Origin of the sequence: Nocardiopsis tropica, assembly GCF_042660575.1 — a bacterium.
In the GTDB taxonomy this organism is placed as follows: domain Bacteria; phylum Actinomycetota; class Actinomycetes; order Streptosporangiales; family Streptosporangiaceae; genus Nocardiopsis; species Nocardiopsis tropica.
This window is the reverse complement of sequence record NZ_JBHSUF010000011.1, coordinates 26,612-40,951: the sequence shown is the minus strand read 5'-3', so window position 1 is coordinate 40,951 and position 14,340 is coordinate 26,612. Positions and strand designations below refer to the sequence as shown.

Below are 14,340 nucleotides of genomic sequence, written 5' to 3'. Positions count from 1 at the left end.
GTCAGGCGATCGGCTCCCGGGCGGCCCCCTCCGCGACCGCCTCCGAGCGCTCGGGGAACACCCACGTCCGGTACGCGAAGAACCGGAACAGCGTGCCGATCCCCACCCCCACCACGTTGCCCGCGACGTTCTGCGCGAGCACCCCGTCCAGGCCGAGCACGTGGACGGAGAACCCCTGGCAGGCCAGCTGGATGGCCAGGCCGACCCCGTTCATCACCAGGAACAGCAGCGTCTCGCGCCCGTAGCCCGTGCGGGCCCGGTCGCCGAACGTCCAGAACCGGTTGCCGACGAACGCGACCGCGATCGAGCACAGCGTCCCGACCACCTGTCCGGACAGCGGGCCCATGCCCGCCCCCCACAGCAGGTTGGTGGCGCCCAGCTGGACCACGTAGGCGACCGCGCCGACGGAACCGAACCTGCCCACCTCCGCGGCGAGCTTCGCGAGCTTGGGATGGCGGGCGGAGAAGTCGCGCACGGCCGTCGCCTCCAGTCGTGTGGTCGGGGGTGCGCCTTCGGACGGGCCGCCGACCTGGGGGCGAGAGGGGCTTCCGGCCGCCGTGCGCGCACGCTCTAGACTCTAGCCCGGGGACTTGAGCAGGGCCCCGGCCGCGGGTTCCGAGCCGAACCGGCCAGGCATCCCCGCAGGGGAGCCGTCCCGTCACCGCGGTTGACGAGCATGTGAGTTGAGGAACTGTGAGCGAGCGTAACCGCACCGTCCCCCGCGTGGGAATGGTCGGAGGTGGCCAACTCTCCCGGATGACCCACCAGGCGGTCATCGGGCTGGGCGTCCACTTCTCCGTCCTGGCCGCCTCCCCCACCGACAGCGCAGCCCTGGTCTGCGGCGACGTCACGCTGGGGGACGACCGCGGCCTGGACGACGTCATGGCCTTCGCCAAGGCCAACGACGTGGTGACCTTCGACCACGAACACGTCCCCGAGCCCGTCCTGCGCGCCGTCGAGGAGGCGGGCGGGCTGCTGCGCCCCGGCCGGGACGCCCTGCGCTTCGCCCAGGACAAGCTGCGCATGCGCACCCGCATGGCCGAGCTCGGCGCCCCGTCCCCGCGGTGGAGGGCCGTCACCGCGCTGGAGCACGTGACCGGGTTCGCCGACGGCGAGGCGGGCGCCGGCTGGCCGGTCGTCCTCAAGGCCGCGCGCGGCGGCTACGACGGCAAGGGCGTGTGGATCGCAGCCGACGCCGAGGAGGCCCGGGCGGTCGTGGACCGGGCCGCCGCCGAGGACGTCCCCCTCCTGGTGGAGGAGAAGGTCGCCTTCTCCCGCGAGCTCGCGGTGCAGGTGGCCCGCTCCCCGCACGGCCAGGTCGCGGTCTACCCGGTCGTGGAGACCGTGCAGCGCGGGGGCATCTGCCACGAGGTCGTCGCCCCCGCCCCCGGCCTCTCCGACGAGAAGGCCACGAGGGCCCAGGAACTCGCCATCGAGATCGCCCAGGCGCTCGACGTCACCGGCGTCCTGGCAGTGGAGCTGTTCGAGACCGCCGAGGGCGTCGTCGTGAACGAACTCGCCATGCGGCCCCACAACTCCGGCCACTGGAGCATCGAGGGCGCCCGCACGTCCCAGTTCGAGCAGCACCTGCGCGCGGTCCTCAACCTGCCCCTGGGGTCGCCGCGCACCAACGCCCCCTTCACCGTCATGGCCAACCTGCTGGGCGGCACGGACCCCGACGTCTACAGTCGCTACCTGCACGTGATGGCCAAGGACCCCGAGGTGAAGGTGCACTTCTACGGCAAGGACGTGCGTCCGGGCCGCAAGATCGGGCACGTCACAGTGATGGGCGACGACCACCAGGACCTCCTGGAGCGCGCCCGCGACGCTGCCGCCTACCTGCGAGGAGACGACCAGTGAGCAACCAGGCCCCCGTCGTGGGCATCGTGATGGGCTCGGACTCGGACTGGCCGGTGATGCGCGAGGCCGCCGAGGCGCTGCGCGAGTTCGACGTGCCGTTCGAGGCCGACGTGGTGTCCGCGCACCGCATGCCGCACGAGATGATCTCCTACGGGGAGGAGGCCGCCGGACGCGGCCTGAAGGCGGTCATCGCCGGGGCGGGCGGCGCCGCCCACCTGCCCGGCATGCTGGCCTCCGTGACCACCCTGCCCGTGATCGGCGTCCCGGTGCCGCTCAAGTACCTCGACGGCATGGACTCCCTGCTGTCCATCGTCCAGATGCCCGGGGGAGTCCCCGTGGCGACGGTGGCCGTGGGCGCGGCGCGCAACGCGGGCCTGCTGGCGGTGCGGATGCTCGCGGCGCACGACCCGGAGCTGTCCGGGCGGATGGAGAGGTTCCAGGAGGAGCTCAGGTCCCAGGCCCACGCCAAGGGCGAGCGCCTGCGGCGCGAGGTCGCCGAGGGCGGCAGGCCCACCGGCTTCGGCCTCTAGGCCGTCTTCCGCGCGGCCCCGGCGTCCCGAGCGGCGCCGGGGCCGCGCCGTGCCCGGGGGTGGGCGTGGTCGGGCGGGCGCGTGTCAGCCGGAGGCGGGCACGAGCGCGCGCAGACCGTCCATCGCCTGGTCGACGGTGGGCAGCGCCTCCGGGTCCACGACGAACTGGACGACGTAGCCGGCGATGAGGTTGTAGACCAGCGACCCCAGGCCCGCGACGGTGCCGGGGTCGACCTCGTCGGGCTCCACGCCCAGGATCATCGCGGCCAGCTCCCGGCGGCCCTCGGCGATGCCCCTGGCGAGGGCCTCGCGGACGCCCTCGTCGAACTCGGCCTGGGTGAAGGCCTGGATGCTGGCCACCAGCAGGTCGCGCTCCTCCGGCAGGGACGCGAAGACGGAGCCCAGCAGGGCGCGCATCCGCTGCTCGGGCTCCTGCGAGCGCGAGGCGTCGACGGCAGCCTGGAAGGAGTCGCCCCACTCGCTGGACGCCTCCAGCACCGCGGCGTTCATGAGGTTGTCCTTGGACCCGAAGTGGTAGCCGATGGACGCCAGGTGCGCCCCGGACGCGGCGGCGATGTCGCGGGCCGTGGTCTTGCCGTACCCCTTTTCGACCAGGCACTTCCTGGCGCCTGCCAGCAGGTCGTCTCGTTGGCTCATGCGGGGATCCTAGCATTTTTGTACGTACGTACATATTGACGGCTGATTTTGACGTACGTACGATCAAAACCATGCACACCCCACAGAACACGGCGAACCGCCGGGCCGCGCCCCGCACCTGGGCCGGTCTCGTCCTCCTCCTGATCCCGGCACTGCTGGTGTCCATGGACATCTCGATCCTCTTCGTCGCCGCACCCGCCATCGCCGAGGCGCTCGAACCGGGCGCCACCCAGTGGCTGTGGATGATGGACGTCTACGGCTTCGTCCTCGCCGGACTCCTCGTCACGATGGGCAGCCTCGGGGACCGCCTCGGCCGCCGCAGGCTGCTCCTCACCGGCGCCGTCCTCTTCGGCGCGGCCTCGGCGCTCCTGGCCTTCGCCCCCAGCGCCGAGCTCTTCATCGCGGGCCGGGCCCTCCTCGGCCTCGCCGGGGCGACCCTCGCCCCGTCCACGCTGTCCCTCATCCGCAGCATGTTCACCGACCCCCGGCAGCGCGGGGCGGCCGTCGGCGCCTGGACCATCGCCTTCACCGGCGGCGCCGTCGCCGGGCCGATCCTCGGCGGACTGCTCCTGGAGTTCTTCTGGTGGGGCTCGGCCTTCCTGGTCAACCTGCCGTTCATGGTCCTGCTGCTCGCCCTCGCGCCGTTCCTCGTCCCGGAGTCGCGCGACCCGGGCGCGGCGGGCTTCGACCTCCCCGGCGCGGGCGCCTCGCTCGTCGCCGTCCTCGGACTGGTCTACGCGGCCAAGCGCTTCGCCGAGCACGGCATCGAGCTCCAGGGCGTCCTCGCCCTGCTCGTCGGCACGGCGTTCCTGGTGCTGTTCGCGGTCCGCCAGCGCCGCGCCGAGCACCCGCTCGTCGACGTGGCGCTCTTCACCCGCCCCGCCTTCACCGCCGCGGTCGGCAGCAACACCGCCGTCGCCTTCGCCGCCGCGGGGCTCGGACTCCTGGTCTTCACGTTCCTCCAGACCGTGCACGGCCTCAGCCCGCTCCAGTCCGCGCTGTGGTCCCTGCCCGTCTTCGCCGGCACCGTCCTCGGAGCCGTCCTGGCGGGCGCCGCGTCGCCGAGGGTCCGCCCCGGCCCCCTGATGGCCGCGGGCCTGCTGGCGGGCTCCGCCGGGTTCGCCGTGGTGGGGACCGTGGAGACGGACTCCCCGCTGGCCGTCCTCATCGTCGGGTACACGGTGACGACCTTCGGCGTCGGCATCGTCGGCACCCTCGCGAACGGCCTCGTGCTGGCCACGGCGCCGCCCGAGCGCGCCGGAGCCGCAGCCGGGGTCTCCGAGACCAGCACCGAATTCGGCTCGGCCCTGGGCATCGCGGTCCTCGGCACCGCCGCCACGAGGATCTACAGCACGGCCATGGAGGAGGGCCCGTCCGGTGCGGAGGGGCCCGCTGGCGAGACCGTCGCCGGAGCCGTCGCCGCCGCGCCGCGGTCGGAGGACCCCGGGGCCCTGCTCGACGCGGCCTTCACCGCCTACACCGCCGGGGTCTCCACCGCCGCCCTCACCGGCGCGGCCGTGCTCGCGGTCGCGGCCCTCCTCGTCGCCGCGGCCCTGCGGGGACTGCCCCCGGGAGCCGGAGGGGAACCCGGCGGGGACGGCGCCGCGGGCCCGGACGCCCCGGCCGTGGGCGCCCGGGCGGCAGCGGACCGGGATCAGGCCCCGAGGGCGTAGCGCCAGGGGGCCGCGCACTCCTCGGCGGGCCTCTGCTCCAGGTAGCCCCACTCCAGGAGGTCGCTCACCGGCACGTACCCGTCGCCCTGCGCCTCGGGGAGCTCCCCGGCCGGTGCGAGGACCTGCTCACCGCCGCCCGGCTGCTCGAAGTGCGGCGCGATCGGGCCCACCAGGGCGGTGAACCCCGTCGCCACCTCGTAGCAGTTGTAGTTGTGCTCGGGCCCGCCGGGCCAGGTGTTGAGGGAGTCCGGCGGCAGCGCCCGGCGCTCGTACGGCGCGCCCGCCGGGGCCAGGAAGGTGCCCCGCGGCGATCCGAACCGGTCCAGCATCCGTCCCTCGCGGAGGCGTCGGAGCCCGTTCACCGGCTCGCCGTCCACCACCACGAACCCCATGTGATCGGGGTAGTCCCAGCCCTGGGGGGTGGCCCACCTGTCCAGGAACTCCGTCGGGGTGAGGTCGCCGAACCTGTCGTAGGAGCGGACGAGCGACCCCACGGGGCCCTCCGAGGGGAGCTCGGCGGGCCCGAGGCGGCGGTCGCCGCACAGGTACGCCGCCAGGTCCTCCTCGGTGGGCGGGGGATCGAGCACCGGACAGTCGGCCTGCGGCGCGGACGGAGTCCCGGGAGGGGACAGCACGTCGGCGTGGGCGGGCGGTGCCACCAGGAGCAGGGCCAGTGCGGCGCCTGCCACCGCGGAGAGCTTCACGAATCGGACTCCGTTCGTTTCCTCGGACGCCGACCCGGTGCCGGCCGCCCGCGTTCGACCACGGAGTGAAGTGAAGCACGGACGGACGGTCACCGTCCGGGGTTCGCCGGAACTGCCGACCGGAGGAGGGGAGGGATGCCCCGCCCCACGCGGCCGCCAGGGGGCGGCGCCCGCGCCGGGAACGCCGACGGCCGGCCCCCTCGGGGGCCGGCCGTCGGAACGGGTCGGGGCCTACTGGCGGCCGAGGGCCCGGTAGGTCCACCCCGAGGCGCGCCAGAACGTGGGGTCGAGGGCGTTGCGCCCGTCCACGATCCTCTTCTGGGCCACCACGGTGGCCAGCTCCTCCGGGTTGGCCTCGCGGAACTCGGTCCACTCGGTGAGCAGGAGCACCACGTCCGCCCCCCGCGCCGCCTCCAGCATGGAGTCGGCGTAGTTCAGCTGCGGGTGCTCCGCGCGGGCGCGCTCCAGCGCTACCGGGTCGTACACCGTCACCTGGGCGCCGAGCGACGCGATGGTCGAGGCGACGTCCAGCGCGGGCGAGTCGCGGATGTCGTCGGAGTTCGGCTTGAACGCCGCTCCCAGGACGGTGACCGTGCGCCCGGCGAAGCTGCCGCCGATCAGCTGGCGGGCGAGGTCGATGGTGCGGGCGCGGCGGCGCTGGTTGATCGCGTCCACCTCGCGCAGGAACGACAGGGCGGGCTCCACGCCCAGCTCGTCGGCGCGCGCCATGAACGCGCGGATGTCCTTGGGCAGGCAGCCGCCGCCGAAGCCCAGGCCGGGGCCCAGGAACTTGCCGCCGATCCGGTCGTCGTACGACAGGGCCTCGGCCAGCTGGATCACGTCGGCGCCCGCGACCTCGGACACCTCCGCCATCGCGTTGATGAAGGAGATCTTCGTGGCCAGGAACGCGTTGGCCGACACCTTGACCAGCTCGGCGGTCTGGAGGTCGGTCACCAGGAAGGGGACGCCCTCGTCGACCTGCCGCTGCCACAGGGCGCGCACGGCCTTCTCGACCCGGGGGGAGTCGGTGCCGATCACGATCCGGTTGGGGCGCAGGGTGTCCTCGACGCCGAAGCCCTCGCGCAGGAACTCGGGGCTCCACCCCAGTTCGGCCTCCCCGCCCACGGGGGCGAGCGCGGCCAGCCGCGCGGCCAGGGTCGCGGCGGTGCCCACCGGGACGGTGGAGCGGCCGACGACCACGGTGGGGCGGTGCAGGTGCGGGGCGAGCTGGTCGACCGCGGCGTTGACGTAGCGCAGGTCGGCCGCGCCGGACTCGTCGCGCTGCGGGGTGCCCACGCAGATCAGGTGCAGGTCCGCGAACTCGGCGACCTCCCTGAAGGAGGTGGTGAAGCCGAGGCGCCCGGACTCCAGGCTCTTGCCGAGCAGCTCGGCGAGGCCCGGCTCGAAGAAGGGCACCCTGCCGGAGCGGAGCATCTCGATCTTGGCCTCGTCGACGTCGAGCCCCAGTACCTCGAACCCCATCTCGGCCAGGCAGGCCGCGGTGGTGGCGCCCAGGTAACCGGTACCGATGACGGAGACGCGCATACGGTCCGCTTCGACCACTGGTTGAGTCCTTCCTCGCTTTCGCCCGTTGCCTGTGCCGGTGGTTGTTCCCGCAGAAGGCGGTCAACACCCCGGTTGAGGGCAGGAAACGGACATGGTTCGGCCGACGGGGGTGCCCCGGGGGCGCGATGCATCACCTTACGCGCCGAGGTGTGGCGCATGACCGAACACCGCGTGAACAGTCAGGCGCTCAGGTTACCGGTGGGTGCGGCCCCCCGGCCACGGGGGGCGCGGCTCAGCGGGGACCGCCCCGGAGGGGGCCCGCCCCGCCGCTCTCGTCGTCCAGGGGCGTCCAGGTCGCGCCGGACCCGTTCCGCCGGAAGGGGGTCGTGGTCCGGTCCGGGTCGCCGGCGAAGGGGTCGTCCGGGTCGAGGACGGGGGGCGGTGCGGGCACGGCGTCCGGAACGGTGTCGCCCACGGGACCGCGGTCGCCCCGGGGACCGCCGTCCGCCCCGCCGGGAACGGCGCCGCGGTACCGGACCCGGCCGGGACCGCCCTCGATCAGAGGGGCGGGGAGCCCGGCGCCGGCGGCCGTCCGCCAGCGGACCGGCATGGCCGCCGAGACCAGCAGCAGCGTTCCGAGGGGCAGCCCCACCGCGAGGCCCGCGCCGGCCGGGTAGAGGAAGCTCTCGTCGTTCAGCCACGCCAGGGCGGGGCCCATCGACGCGGGATGCACGGCCGGCCACAGGCACAGTGCCGTGAGCAGGGCCCCCGACGCCCCTGCCGTCAGCGGGGACACCCGGGACGCGACCAGGTAGGCGCACACGCCCCCGGTGAGGCACGACACGACCGCCGACAGCACCGTCGCGACGCCCACGTCACCGGCGGCGAGCCGCGGAAGGGCCTCGGCCGACCAGGCGACGGCGACCCACAGCACGGGGGCGAGGGCGATACCGGCGAGCAGGCCGACCAGGTGTCGGAGCACAGGAGTCCTTCCTTCGCGGGGGTCACCCGCAGACGTTGTCCCGGGCGGTCGAGGTGGAGAGGCCCTCGGCGGCGGAGGGCTCCGCCTCCGGCCCGGGGGACTCCGCGCCGTCCGGGGCGTGGAACCCGGTGTAGTCGGATCCGATCACGATCTGGAGCTCGCCGTCCAGGGCGGTGTCCTCGACGGCCTCCGCGCCGGGGATCATCCCGGCCACGTAGGCGGCGTCGGCCCCGTCGCCCGGCCCGTGCCTCACCTCGGTCGTCGGCACGTCGCTGCTGCTCCAGTTCTCGGCGGGCGCGGACAGCGCGAAGCCCGCCCCGGTCAGACCCTCGTCCACCTGCGCGCCGAGGCCGGGGGTCCCGATCCCGTTGAACACCCTCACCCGGATGTCACCGGGGTCCGGGTCGCCGCTCCCCCCGTCACGGGGCTCCTCCCCGGGTTCGGCGACCGGCCGGTCGGCGCGGACCGCGGCGAACAGCTCCCGGGAGGCCGGCTCGTCCCACAGCAGGGCGACGTCGCCGCGCGGCGTCCAGTGGTTCATGTCGGCGATGGGGACCTGGGTGAAGGTGACGGCCCCCATGTCCAGGTCGCGCATCTGGTAGGCGAGCTCGTTGATCGTGCTGGTGTCCAGGCCGGAGTCCACCGTCACCGAGGAGAGGGCGCTGTCCAGGAACGCGGTCAGCTTGGCGGGGTCGGACAGGGTCTCGCTGCTCAGCGCCCGGTCGAGCATCGCGGACAGCACCTGCTGCTGGCGGTCGATCCGGTCCAGGTCGCCGCGCGACGTGGCGCGGGTGCGGGCGAACGCCAGGGCCTCGGTCCCGTCCACCTCGTGCGTGCCCGCGGCCATGTCCAGCTGCGCCTTGGGGTCGTCGACGGGCTCGGGCAGGCACACCTGGATGCCGCCCAGGGCGTCGACCACGTCGACGAAGCCGTGGAAGTCCACCTCGACGTAGTGGTCGATCCGCACGTCGGTCACCGACTCGACGGTCCGGACGGCCAGCTGCGGCCCGCCGTAGGCGTAGGCGGCGTTGATCTTGTCCTCGCCCTCGCCGGGGATGTCCACCCACAGGTCGCGGGGGATGCCGACGACGGTCACGCGGTCGCGCTCGTGGTTGAGCCGCACCAGCATCATGCTGTCGGAGCGCTGCCCCGGGGTCGAGCCGACGCTCAGGTCGTTCCGGTCCTCCTGGTTGACCTCCTCGCGGCTGTCGGAGCCGATCACCAGGAAGGTCAGGCCGCCGGTCGCCTCCGGGCGGTCGCCGTCGGACAGGCCGGAGAACACGTCGAACCTGTTCAGGGAGCCGGACATCCATCCGGTGAAGGCCCACGAGGTGCCCGAGGCCAGCAGGACCAGGACGGAGAAGGCGCCCATCAGGAGCAGGCCCGTGCGGCGCCGCCGCGCGGCCCTGCTGGGAACGGTCACCCGGCCGGACCTGGGGGACCGGCGGTCCTCCGGCGGCAGCGGCTGGGAACGCTCTCGCCGGAAGCCGTCCCCCGGCCCCTGCGTTCCCGAGCTGTCGTCGCTCATCGGCGTCCCCGTCCCAACCGACCCACGGTGTCCTTATCCCTAGGTTGTCACCCGATCCGCCGAAGAGCGCGGGATGTCAACCCTCGGCGTGTTGTCCTCCGCTTTGGGTAGGACGCCGCCGGAGCCGCCGGGGTTCCGCTGCCACCGGGAGCCGTCCTGAGGCGTATCCGGTACCAGTGTGTGACCGAAATCCGTGGCCACGGGCTGACTTACGCGCAAAAATGATCGCTTCCGGTACGCGCACGGCGGCCCCCCGTTCCGGGGAGCGCCGTACGGCCTGCCCGCCGCGGACCGGTCCACACCCCTTTCCCCGCCCCCTCCCGGAGTACAACCATGTACCAGCAGCCCCAGTACGAAGCCGTGTCCCCGAAGAACTGGCTCACCACGCTCCTGCTCAGCCTCTTCCTCGGCGGCCTCGGGGTCCACCGCTTCTACGTCGGCAAGACCGGCACCGGCGTCCTCATGCTGATCACCTGCGGAGGCGCCGGCGTCTGGGCCCTCATCGACCTGGTCATGGTCATCATGGGCAACTTCAAGGACGCCCAGGGCCTGCCCGTCAAGAACCAGGGCTGACCCGTCGGCGGCGCGGCCCGGCGGCGATCCCGCCGGGCGCTCCGGGCCGTACGGGTGCAGTACCGTTGACGCGCGCGAGGGAAGCCCCTCGCGAGTCCCCGACACGTCTTGACCTTGGGAAGTGCCCGTGTCCTGGCCGCCTGTCTCCGTCGTCATGCCCGTACTCAACGAAGAACGCCACCTCGCCTCGGCGGTGGAGCACGTCCTCGCCCAGGAGTACCCGGGCGAACTGGAGGTCGTGCTCGGGGTGGGTCCCTCCTCGGACCGCACCCGCGAGGTCGCCGACGGGCTCGCCGCCGCCGACCCCCGCGTCAAGGTGGTGGACAACCCCACCGGCAGGACCCCGGCCGGCCTCAACGCCGCCATCGGCGCCTCCTCGCACGACATCGTCGCCCGCATCGACGGGCACGCCATGATGCCCTCCGACTACCTCCGTGTGGCCGTGGAGACCCTGCGCGAGACCGGCGCCGACAACGTCGGCGGCATCATGGCCGCCGAGGGCACCACCCCGTGGGAGAAGGCCGTCGCCGCCGCCATGACCTCCAAGGTGGGCGTCGGCAACGCGCGCTTCCACACCGGGGGCGAGGGCGGCCCCGCCGACACCGTCTACCTGGGCGTCTTCCGGCGCTCGGCACTGGAGCGCGTCGGCGGCTACGACGAGGCCTTCCTCCGCGCCCAGGACTGGGAGATGAACCACCGCATCCGCACCACGGGCGGCACCGTGTGGTTCCAGCCGCGGATGACGGTCTCCTACCGGCCGCGTCGCAACGTGCGGCTGCTCGCCAAGCAGTACTTCCACTACGGCCGCTGGCGGAGGGTGGTCGCCCGCCAGCACAAGGGCACCATCAACCTGCGCTACCTGGCGCCCCCCGTCGCCCTGGCCGGGGTGGTCGCGGGCCTGGCCGGCGGGTTCGCGTTCTGGCCCCTGTTCCTGGTCCCCGCCGCCTACCTGGCGCTGGTCACCGCCGCGTCCGTCCCCCTCGGCCGGGGGCTGCCGGCCTCCAGCCTGCCGCTGATCCCGCTGGCCCTGGCCACCATGCACATGTCGTGGGGCGCCGGCTTCATCACCAGCCCTCCCGGGCTCGGCTCGGACTCGCGCACCGCGCAGGGCGCCAGCGCCTGACGCGCCCGCCGCCGCGGGTCCCGGACGTGCGGCCGTATCCGGCCAGGGGCCGCCCTCGCACGGGGGCGGCCCCTCTGCTACCCAGGGAGCAGGACACGGAGAGGAACCCATGGACGAGTTGCGGGGCGACCAGGCCGCGTGGCGGTTCGACGGCGAGTCGATCGCGATCGCGTACGAGACGAAGGGCTGGTTCAAGAGCCCCCTCCTGAAACTCCTCGGCGGCCTGAGCGTGCCGCTCGCGGCGGTGGAGGAGGTGGACTTCCGGCCCGGGGCGGTGCGCAAGGGCGGCTGGGCCATGAACCTGCGGCTGCGGGAGCGGATGGACCCCTACGCCGCGGTCGGGGCGATGCTCGACGACCGGGCCCAGCCCTTCAGGCTGACGGGGCCCGCGTCGACGGAACTGGTCGCCGAGTACCTCGCGGACCAGGTGAGGTTCGCCGCCGGACAGGCCGGAGCGCCCGACGGCGCGACCCCGACGGCTCTCGTGCCGCCGCTGCCGCTGCACGTCAGAACCTCCGAGGGCACCGCCCACCTCGACCGCGGACGCCTGACCCTGGTGTGGGGCGGGGGCCACGCGAGCGGTTTCAAGAAGAAGCAGCAGCGCCGCGAGTTCGACCTGGCCGACATCGCCGCCGTCGAGTGGTCCCCCCTCGACGACTGGGGCTGGGGCTTCGTCCGGGTGATCACCGCCGGCGGGACGGAGCAGACCGCGGCCAAGCCCAGGAACGACCTCAACGTGCTGCGCGCGGGGGAGGAGGGCAACGAGATCCACCAGGTGTTCCTCCTCGCCGCCACCGTCACCGCGCACCTGTGGGCCCGGGACGCGCGGGCGCGGCTCGCGCCCGGCCCGGGCGGCGCACCGGGCGACGGCCGGACCGGACGGGACGACGACGCCTGGTGGAGGGACACCGCCAGGAGCGCGCTGGACGCCGTGCGCCGCTCCGCGCTCGCCCTGAACGGTTCCGGCAACGGGGGCGCCCCCGCGGAGGGCGGCGGGGCGGGCGCCGCCGGAGGTGACGCGGCCCCGGCCGCGGCGGGGGAGCGGCGGTCCTCCGGGGACGGTCGCGGAGGGGGCGCCGACACCGCATGGATCTTCGAGCAGATCGAACGCCTCGGGGAACTGCACGCGAAGGGTCTGCTCACCGACGAGGAGTTCTCCGCGAAGAAGGCCGAGCTCCTCGGCCGGATCTGACCCTCCCGGACCCGGCACGCCGGGCCCGGGGCCTCAGTACCCCGCGCGCTCCCCGCCCTCCCGGGCCTTGAGGGCGGAGACCGCCCCGGGCACGTCGTCCACCACGACCGCGTCCATGCCCGCCTCCGCGAAACGGGCCGCGTCGACCGGGTCCGGGCACCAGGAGACCACTTCCAGCCCCGCCCGGTGTGCCAGGTCCACGGTGTACGGCACCGAACGGCGGCCCGGCCGGGGGGCGTCGCCGGTCAGCCCGAACGACCGCGCGTCCACCGCGACGATCGCGCACCCCAGGCCGGCGGCTCCCGCCACGGCCTGGTCCAGCGGGTTGCGCACGAACGGCATCCACGCCGTCGGCACCTCCGGGGCGCCCCCGCGGACGGCCACGAGGACGCCGGGGTCGAACGAGCAGACGAACACCCGGCGACGTCTGGCCTCACGGCGCAGGTACGGGAGGAGAAGGGAGGCCGTCCGCCGTGACGGAGCGTCGACCGCGTCCTCCATGACCGACTTGACGTCCACGTCCAGCCCGACCCCCGCCGGGATCGCCGCGAGCCCCTCGTCCAGTCCGGTCAGCCCCGCCGCGGCGCACTCCCCCGCGGTCAGGTCCACGATCGCCCGGCCGTCGGCCAGGGCGGCGTCGTGGTGGAGCACCAGCGCGTCGTCGGCCGTGCGCCGCACGTCGACCTCCACCCAGTCCGCCCCGGCCGCGGCCGCCGCCGCGTACGACTCCGGCGAGTTCTCGCGGGCGCCGTCCACCACGCCGCGCCCCGCGCCGCGGTGCCCGATGACCTCGGTGGCCGCGAAGACCCGGCTCACGAGTCCGCCTCCGCCAGGACGGCGCGGGCGCGGGCCCGGCGCAGCAGCGTCTCGGCGACCTCCACGTCCCCCGGGTTCGTCACCTTGATGTTGTCCTCCTCACCCGGCACGATCCGCACCTCCTCCCCGGGCAGGTACCGCAGCACCACCCCGCAGTCGTCCGTGGCGACCAGCCCCGGGTCGGCCGTGGCCAGGGCGTAGGCGCGGCGCGCCACGCCCAGCCGGAACCCCTGCGGGGTCTGCATGCGGCGCAGCTCCGAGCGCGGCGGCACCTGGGCGACGGCCTCGCCGCCGGTCCGGCCGGGGGCCACCCTGACGACCGTGTCGGCGCTGGGCACCGCCACCCCGACGGCGCCCGCCTCTCCCAGCGCCGCGACGCACGCGGAGATCGTGGCGGGGCGCACGAGCGGCCGGGCCGCGTCGTGCAGCAGGGCCAGGTCGGTGTCGGCCGCGCCCCCCATCGCGGAGAGGGCGGCGTACGAGGTGTCGGTGCGTGTCCCCCCGCCGGGGAGCACGGCGGTGACCTTGGCGAACCCCGCGGAGGCGACGATGTCCTCCACCCTCCCCACGTACTCCCGCACCATGAGGACCAGGATCTCGTCCACCTCCGGGCACGCCTCGAACGCGGCGACGGAGTGCTCGATGATGGGCCGCCCCTCCAGGGGCAGCAGCTGCTTGGGGGAGGGGGCGCCCATACGGGAGCCGACCCCTCCGGCCAGAACCGCCGCGATCACACGCGGGCGCATGGCCCCACCTCTTCCGTCCACGGCTGGTGTCGCCGTTCCCTTGGCCGCACTCGCCGCGGCGCTCGTCACAGGGCCCGCCCGGGGGCGCGTCCGGGGCCCGGCCGCCGCCGGCGGACCGCGCGGCAGGACGCGTCGGACCCTGCCGGCGTCCGCGTGCGCGGGGCCTTCGGCCTTCGCGGCCCCGGTCGGCCGGGGCGCGTGCCCGGTTGTTCCCCGTAAAGGACATGATCTCCGCCCTCGGGCCGAGGCTAGCGGACCGCCCCGGCGACACGGGGCGTGACCGCGCGCACAGCCCGGAGGGGGAGGGCTGGTTGGCGCGGCCCGTCGTCCGCAGCGGTAACCTATGGACGCCTGTATGGCGTGCCCGGTCCAGACCTCCTCCGATGCGGTGGGAACCGGGCGCGGTCCGTGACATCCCCCGGTCGCCCGGACACGCTCCCCCGTTTCCGG

14 protein-coding genes are annotated in these 14,340 nt (G+C 74.4%); 6 read left to right on the top strand and 8 right to left on the bottom strand.

Translation table 11 applies throughout. From position 1 onward, the window contains the following. Nucleotide 1: 1 nt before the first annotated feature. On the bottom strand, nucleotides 2-475 hold the full coding sequence (locus ACFQBR_RS18610) for a GtrA family protein (RefSeq protein WP_344182206.1): 474 nt from the start codon (nucleotides 473-475) through the stop codon (nucleotides 2-4). Between the two features lie 218 nt (nucleotides 476-693). Here ACFQBR_RS18610 and ACFQBR_RS18605 point away from each other — a divergent pair, with 218 nt between their 5' ends. After that, a complete protein-coding gene (locus tag ACFQBR_RS18605) occupies nucleotides 694-1,860 on the top strand; it encodes a 5-(carboxyamino)imidazole ribonucleotide synthase (RefSeq protein WP_344182204.1) in 1,167 nt (388 codons plus the stop codon). A 29-nt stretch (nucleotides 1,861-1,889) separates the two neighbouring features. Continuing rightward, on the top strand, nucleotides 1,890-2,390 hold the full coding sequence (gene purE / locus ACFQBR_RS18600) for a 5-(carboxyamino)imidazole ribonucleotide mutase (protein ID WP_378554036.1): 501 nt from the start codon (nucleotides 1,890-1,892) through the stop codon (nucleotides 2,388-2,390). A gap of 84 nt (nucleotides 2,391-2,474) precedes the next feature. Here the strand turns inward: purE and ACFQBR_RS18595 are convergent, their stop codons facing one another. Next, nucleotides 2,475-3,047 (bottom strand): TetR/AcrR family transcriptional regulator, encoded by a 573-nt coding sequence (locus ACFQBR_RS18595; RefSeq protein ID WP_267948200.1) that lies wholly within the window; start codon nucleotides 3,045-3,047, stop codon nucleotides 2,475-2,477. Between the two features lie 71 nt (nucleotides 3,048-3,118). On the opposite strand from ACFQBR_RS18595, the gene ACFQBR_RS18590 reads away from it, so the two are divergent. Continuing rightward, complete coding sequence (locus ACFQBR_RS18590; protein ID WP_378553944.1) at nucleotides 3,119-4,720, top strand: MFS transporter; 1,602 nt, start codon at nucleotides 3,119-3,121, stop codon at nucleotides 4,718-4,720. Here the strand turns inward: ACFQBR_RS18590 and ACFQBR_RS18585 are convergent. The 4 genes from ACFQBR_RS18585 to ACFQBR_RS18570 form a co-directional block, all read right to left on the bottom strand. Further along, nucleotides 4,702-5,424: a TNT domain-containing protein gene (locus ACFQBR_RS18585; RefSeq protein ID WP_344182200.1), complete on the bottom strand. Its 723-nt coding sequence runs from the start codon at nucleotides 5,422-5,424 to the stop codon at nucleotides 4,702-4,704. The two genes, ACFQBR_RS18590 and ACFQBR_RS18585, sit on opposite strands and share 19 nt — an antisense overlap. Nucleotides 5,425-5,655: 231 nt before the next feature. Beyond that, nucleotides 5,656-6,987, bottom strand: a complete 1,332-nt coding sequence (locus tag ACFQBR_RS18580; protein ID WP_267948203.1) for a UDP-glucose dehydrogenase family protein — start codon at nucleotides 6,985-6,987, stop codon at nucleotides 5,656-5,658. 235 nt (nucleotides 6,988-7,222) lie between these two features. Then, a complete protein-coding gene (locus ACFQBR_RS18575) occupies nucleotides 7,223-7,912 on the bottom strand; it encodes a YIP1 family protein (protein WP_344182197.1) in 690 nt (229 codons plus the stop codon). Between the two features lie 22 nt (nucleotides 7,913-7,934). Then, nucleotides 7,935-9,440: an LCP family protein gene (locus tag ACFQBR_RS18570; RefSeq protein ID WP_344182195.1), complete on the bottom strand. Its 1,506-nt coding sequence runs from the start codon at nucleotides 9,438-9,440 to the stop codon at nucleotides 7,935-7,937. A gap of 333 nt (nucleotides 9,441-9,773) precedes the next feature. Between ACFQBR_RS18570 and ACFQBR_RS18565 the strand changes: the two genes are divergently transcribed. The 3 genes from ACFQBR_RS18565 to ACFQBR_RS18555 all read left to right on the top strand — a co-directional run bounded on the left by ACFQBR_RS18565 (nucleotide 9,774) and on the right by ACFQBR_RS18555 (nucleotide 12,328). Next, nucleotides 9,774-10,013, top strand: a complete 240-nt coding sequence (locus tag ACFQBR_RS18565) for a TM2 domain-containing protein (protein ID WP_267948206.1) — start codon at nucleotides 9,774-9,776, stop codon at nucleotides 10,011-10,013. Nucleotides 10,014-10,140: 127 nt separating this feature from the next. Further along, nucleotides 10,141-11,136: a glycosyltransferase family 2 protein gene (locus ACFQBR_RS18560; RefSeq protein ID WP_344182193.1), complete on the top strand. Its 996-nt coding sequence runs from the start codon at nucleotides 10,141-10,143 to the stop codon at nucleotides 11,134-11,136. 109 nt (nucleotides 11,137-11,245) lie between these two features. Further along, nucleotides 11,246-12,328 carry a DUF4429 domain-containing protein gene (locus ACFQBR_RS18555; protein ID WP_378553939.1) on the top strand — a complete coding sequence of 361 codons (1,083 nt, stop codon included), beginning with the start codon at nucleotides 11,246-11,248 and terminating at the stop codon, nucleotides 12,326-12,328. Nucleotides 12,329-12,361: 33 nt separating this feature from the next. Here ACFQBR_RS18555 and ACFQBR_RS18550 read toward each other — a convergent pair whose 3' ends face one another. Next, a complete protein-coding gene (locus ACFQBR_RS18550) occupies nucleotides 12,362-13,144 on the bottom strand; it encodes a glycerophosphodiester phosphodiesterase (protein ID WP_344182189.1) in 783 nt (260 codons plus the stop codon). Further along, entirely contained in the window at nucleotides 13,141-13,890 is a 750-nt protein-coding gene (locus tag ACFQBR_RS18545; RefSeq protein WP_267948210.1) for an IspD/TarI family cytidylyltransferase, read from the bottom strand. Before ACFQBR_RS18545 ends, ACFQBR_RS18550 begins: the two co-directional genes overlap by 4 nt. Nucleotides 13,891-14,340: the final 450 nt, after the last annotated feature.

What these genes read in the sequence shown, in the direction of transcription:
- ACFQBR_RS18595 (WP_267948200.1), bottom strand. Translation starts at nt 3,047, where the DNA reads ATGAGCCAACGAGACGACCTGCTGGCAGGCGCCAGGAAGTGCCTGGTC.
- ACFQBR_RS18545 (WP_267948210.1), bottom strand. Translation starts at nt 13,890, where the DNA reads ATGCGCCCGCGTGTGATCGCGGCGGTTCTGGCCGGAGGGGTCGGCTCC.
- ACFQBR_RS18590 (WP_378553944.1), top strand. Translation starts at nt 3,119, where the DNA reads ATGCACACCCCACAGAACACGGCGAACCGCCGGGCCGCGCCCCGCACC.
- purE (WP_378554036.1), top strand. Translation starts at nt 1,890, where the DNA reads ATGGGCTCGGACTCGGACTGGCCGGTGATGCGCGAGGCCGCCGAGGCG.
- ACFQBR_RS18555 (WP_378553939.1), top strand. Translation starts at nt 11,246, where the DNA reads ATGGACGAGTTGCGGGGCGACCAGGCCGCGTGGCGGTTCGACGGCGAG.
- ACFQBR_RS18565 (WP_267948206.1), top strand. Translation starts at nt 9,774, where the DNA reads ATGTACCAGCAGCCCCAGTACGAAGCCGTGTCCCCGAAGAACTGGCTC.
- ACFQBR_RS18570 (WP_344182195.1), bottom strand. Translation starts at nt 9,440, where the DNA reads ATGAGCGACGACAGCTCGGGAACGCAGGGGCCGGGGGACGGCTTCCGG.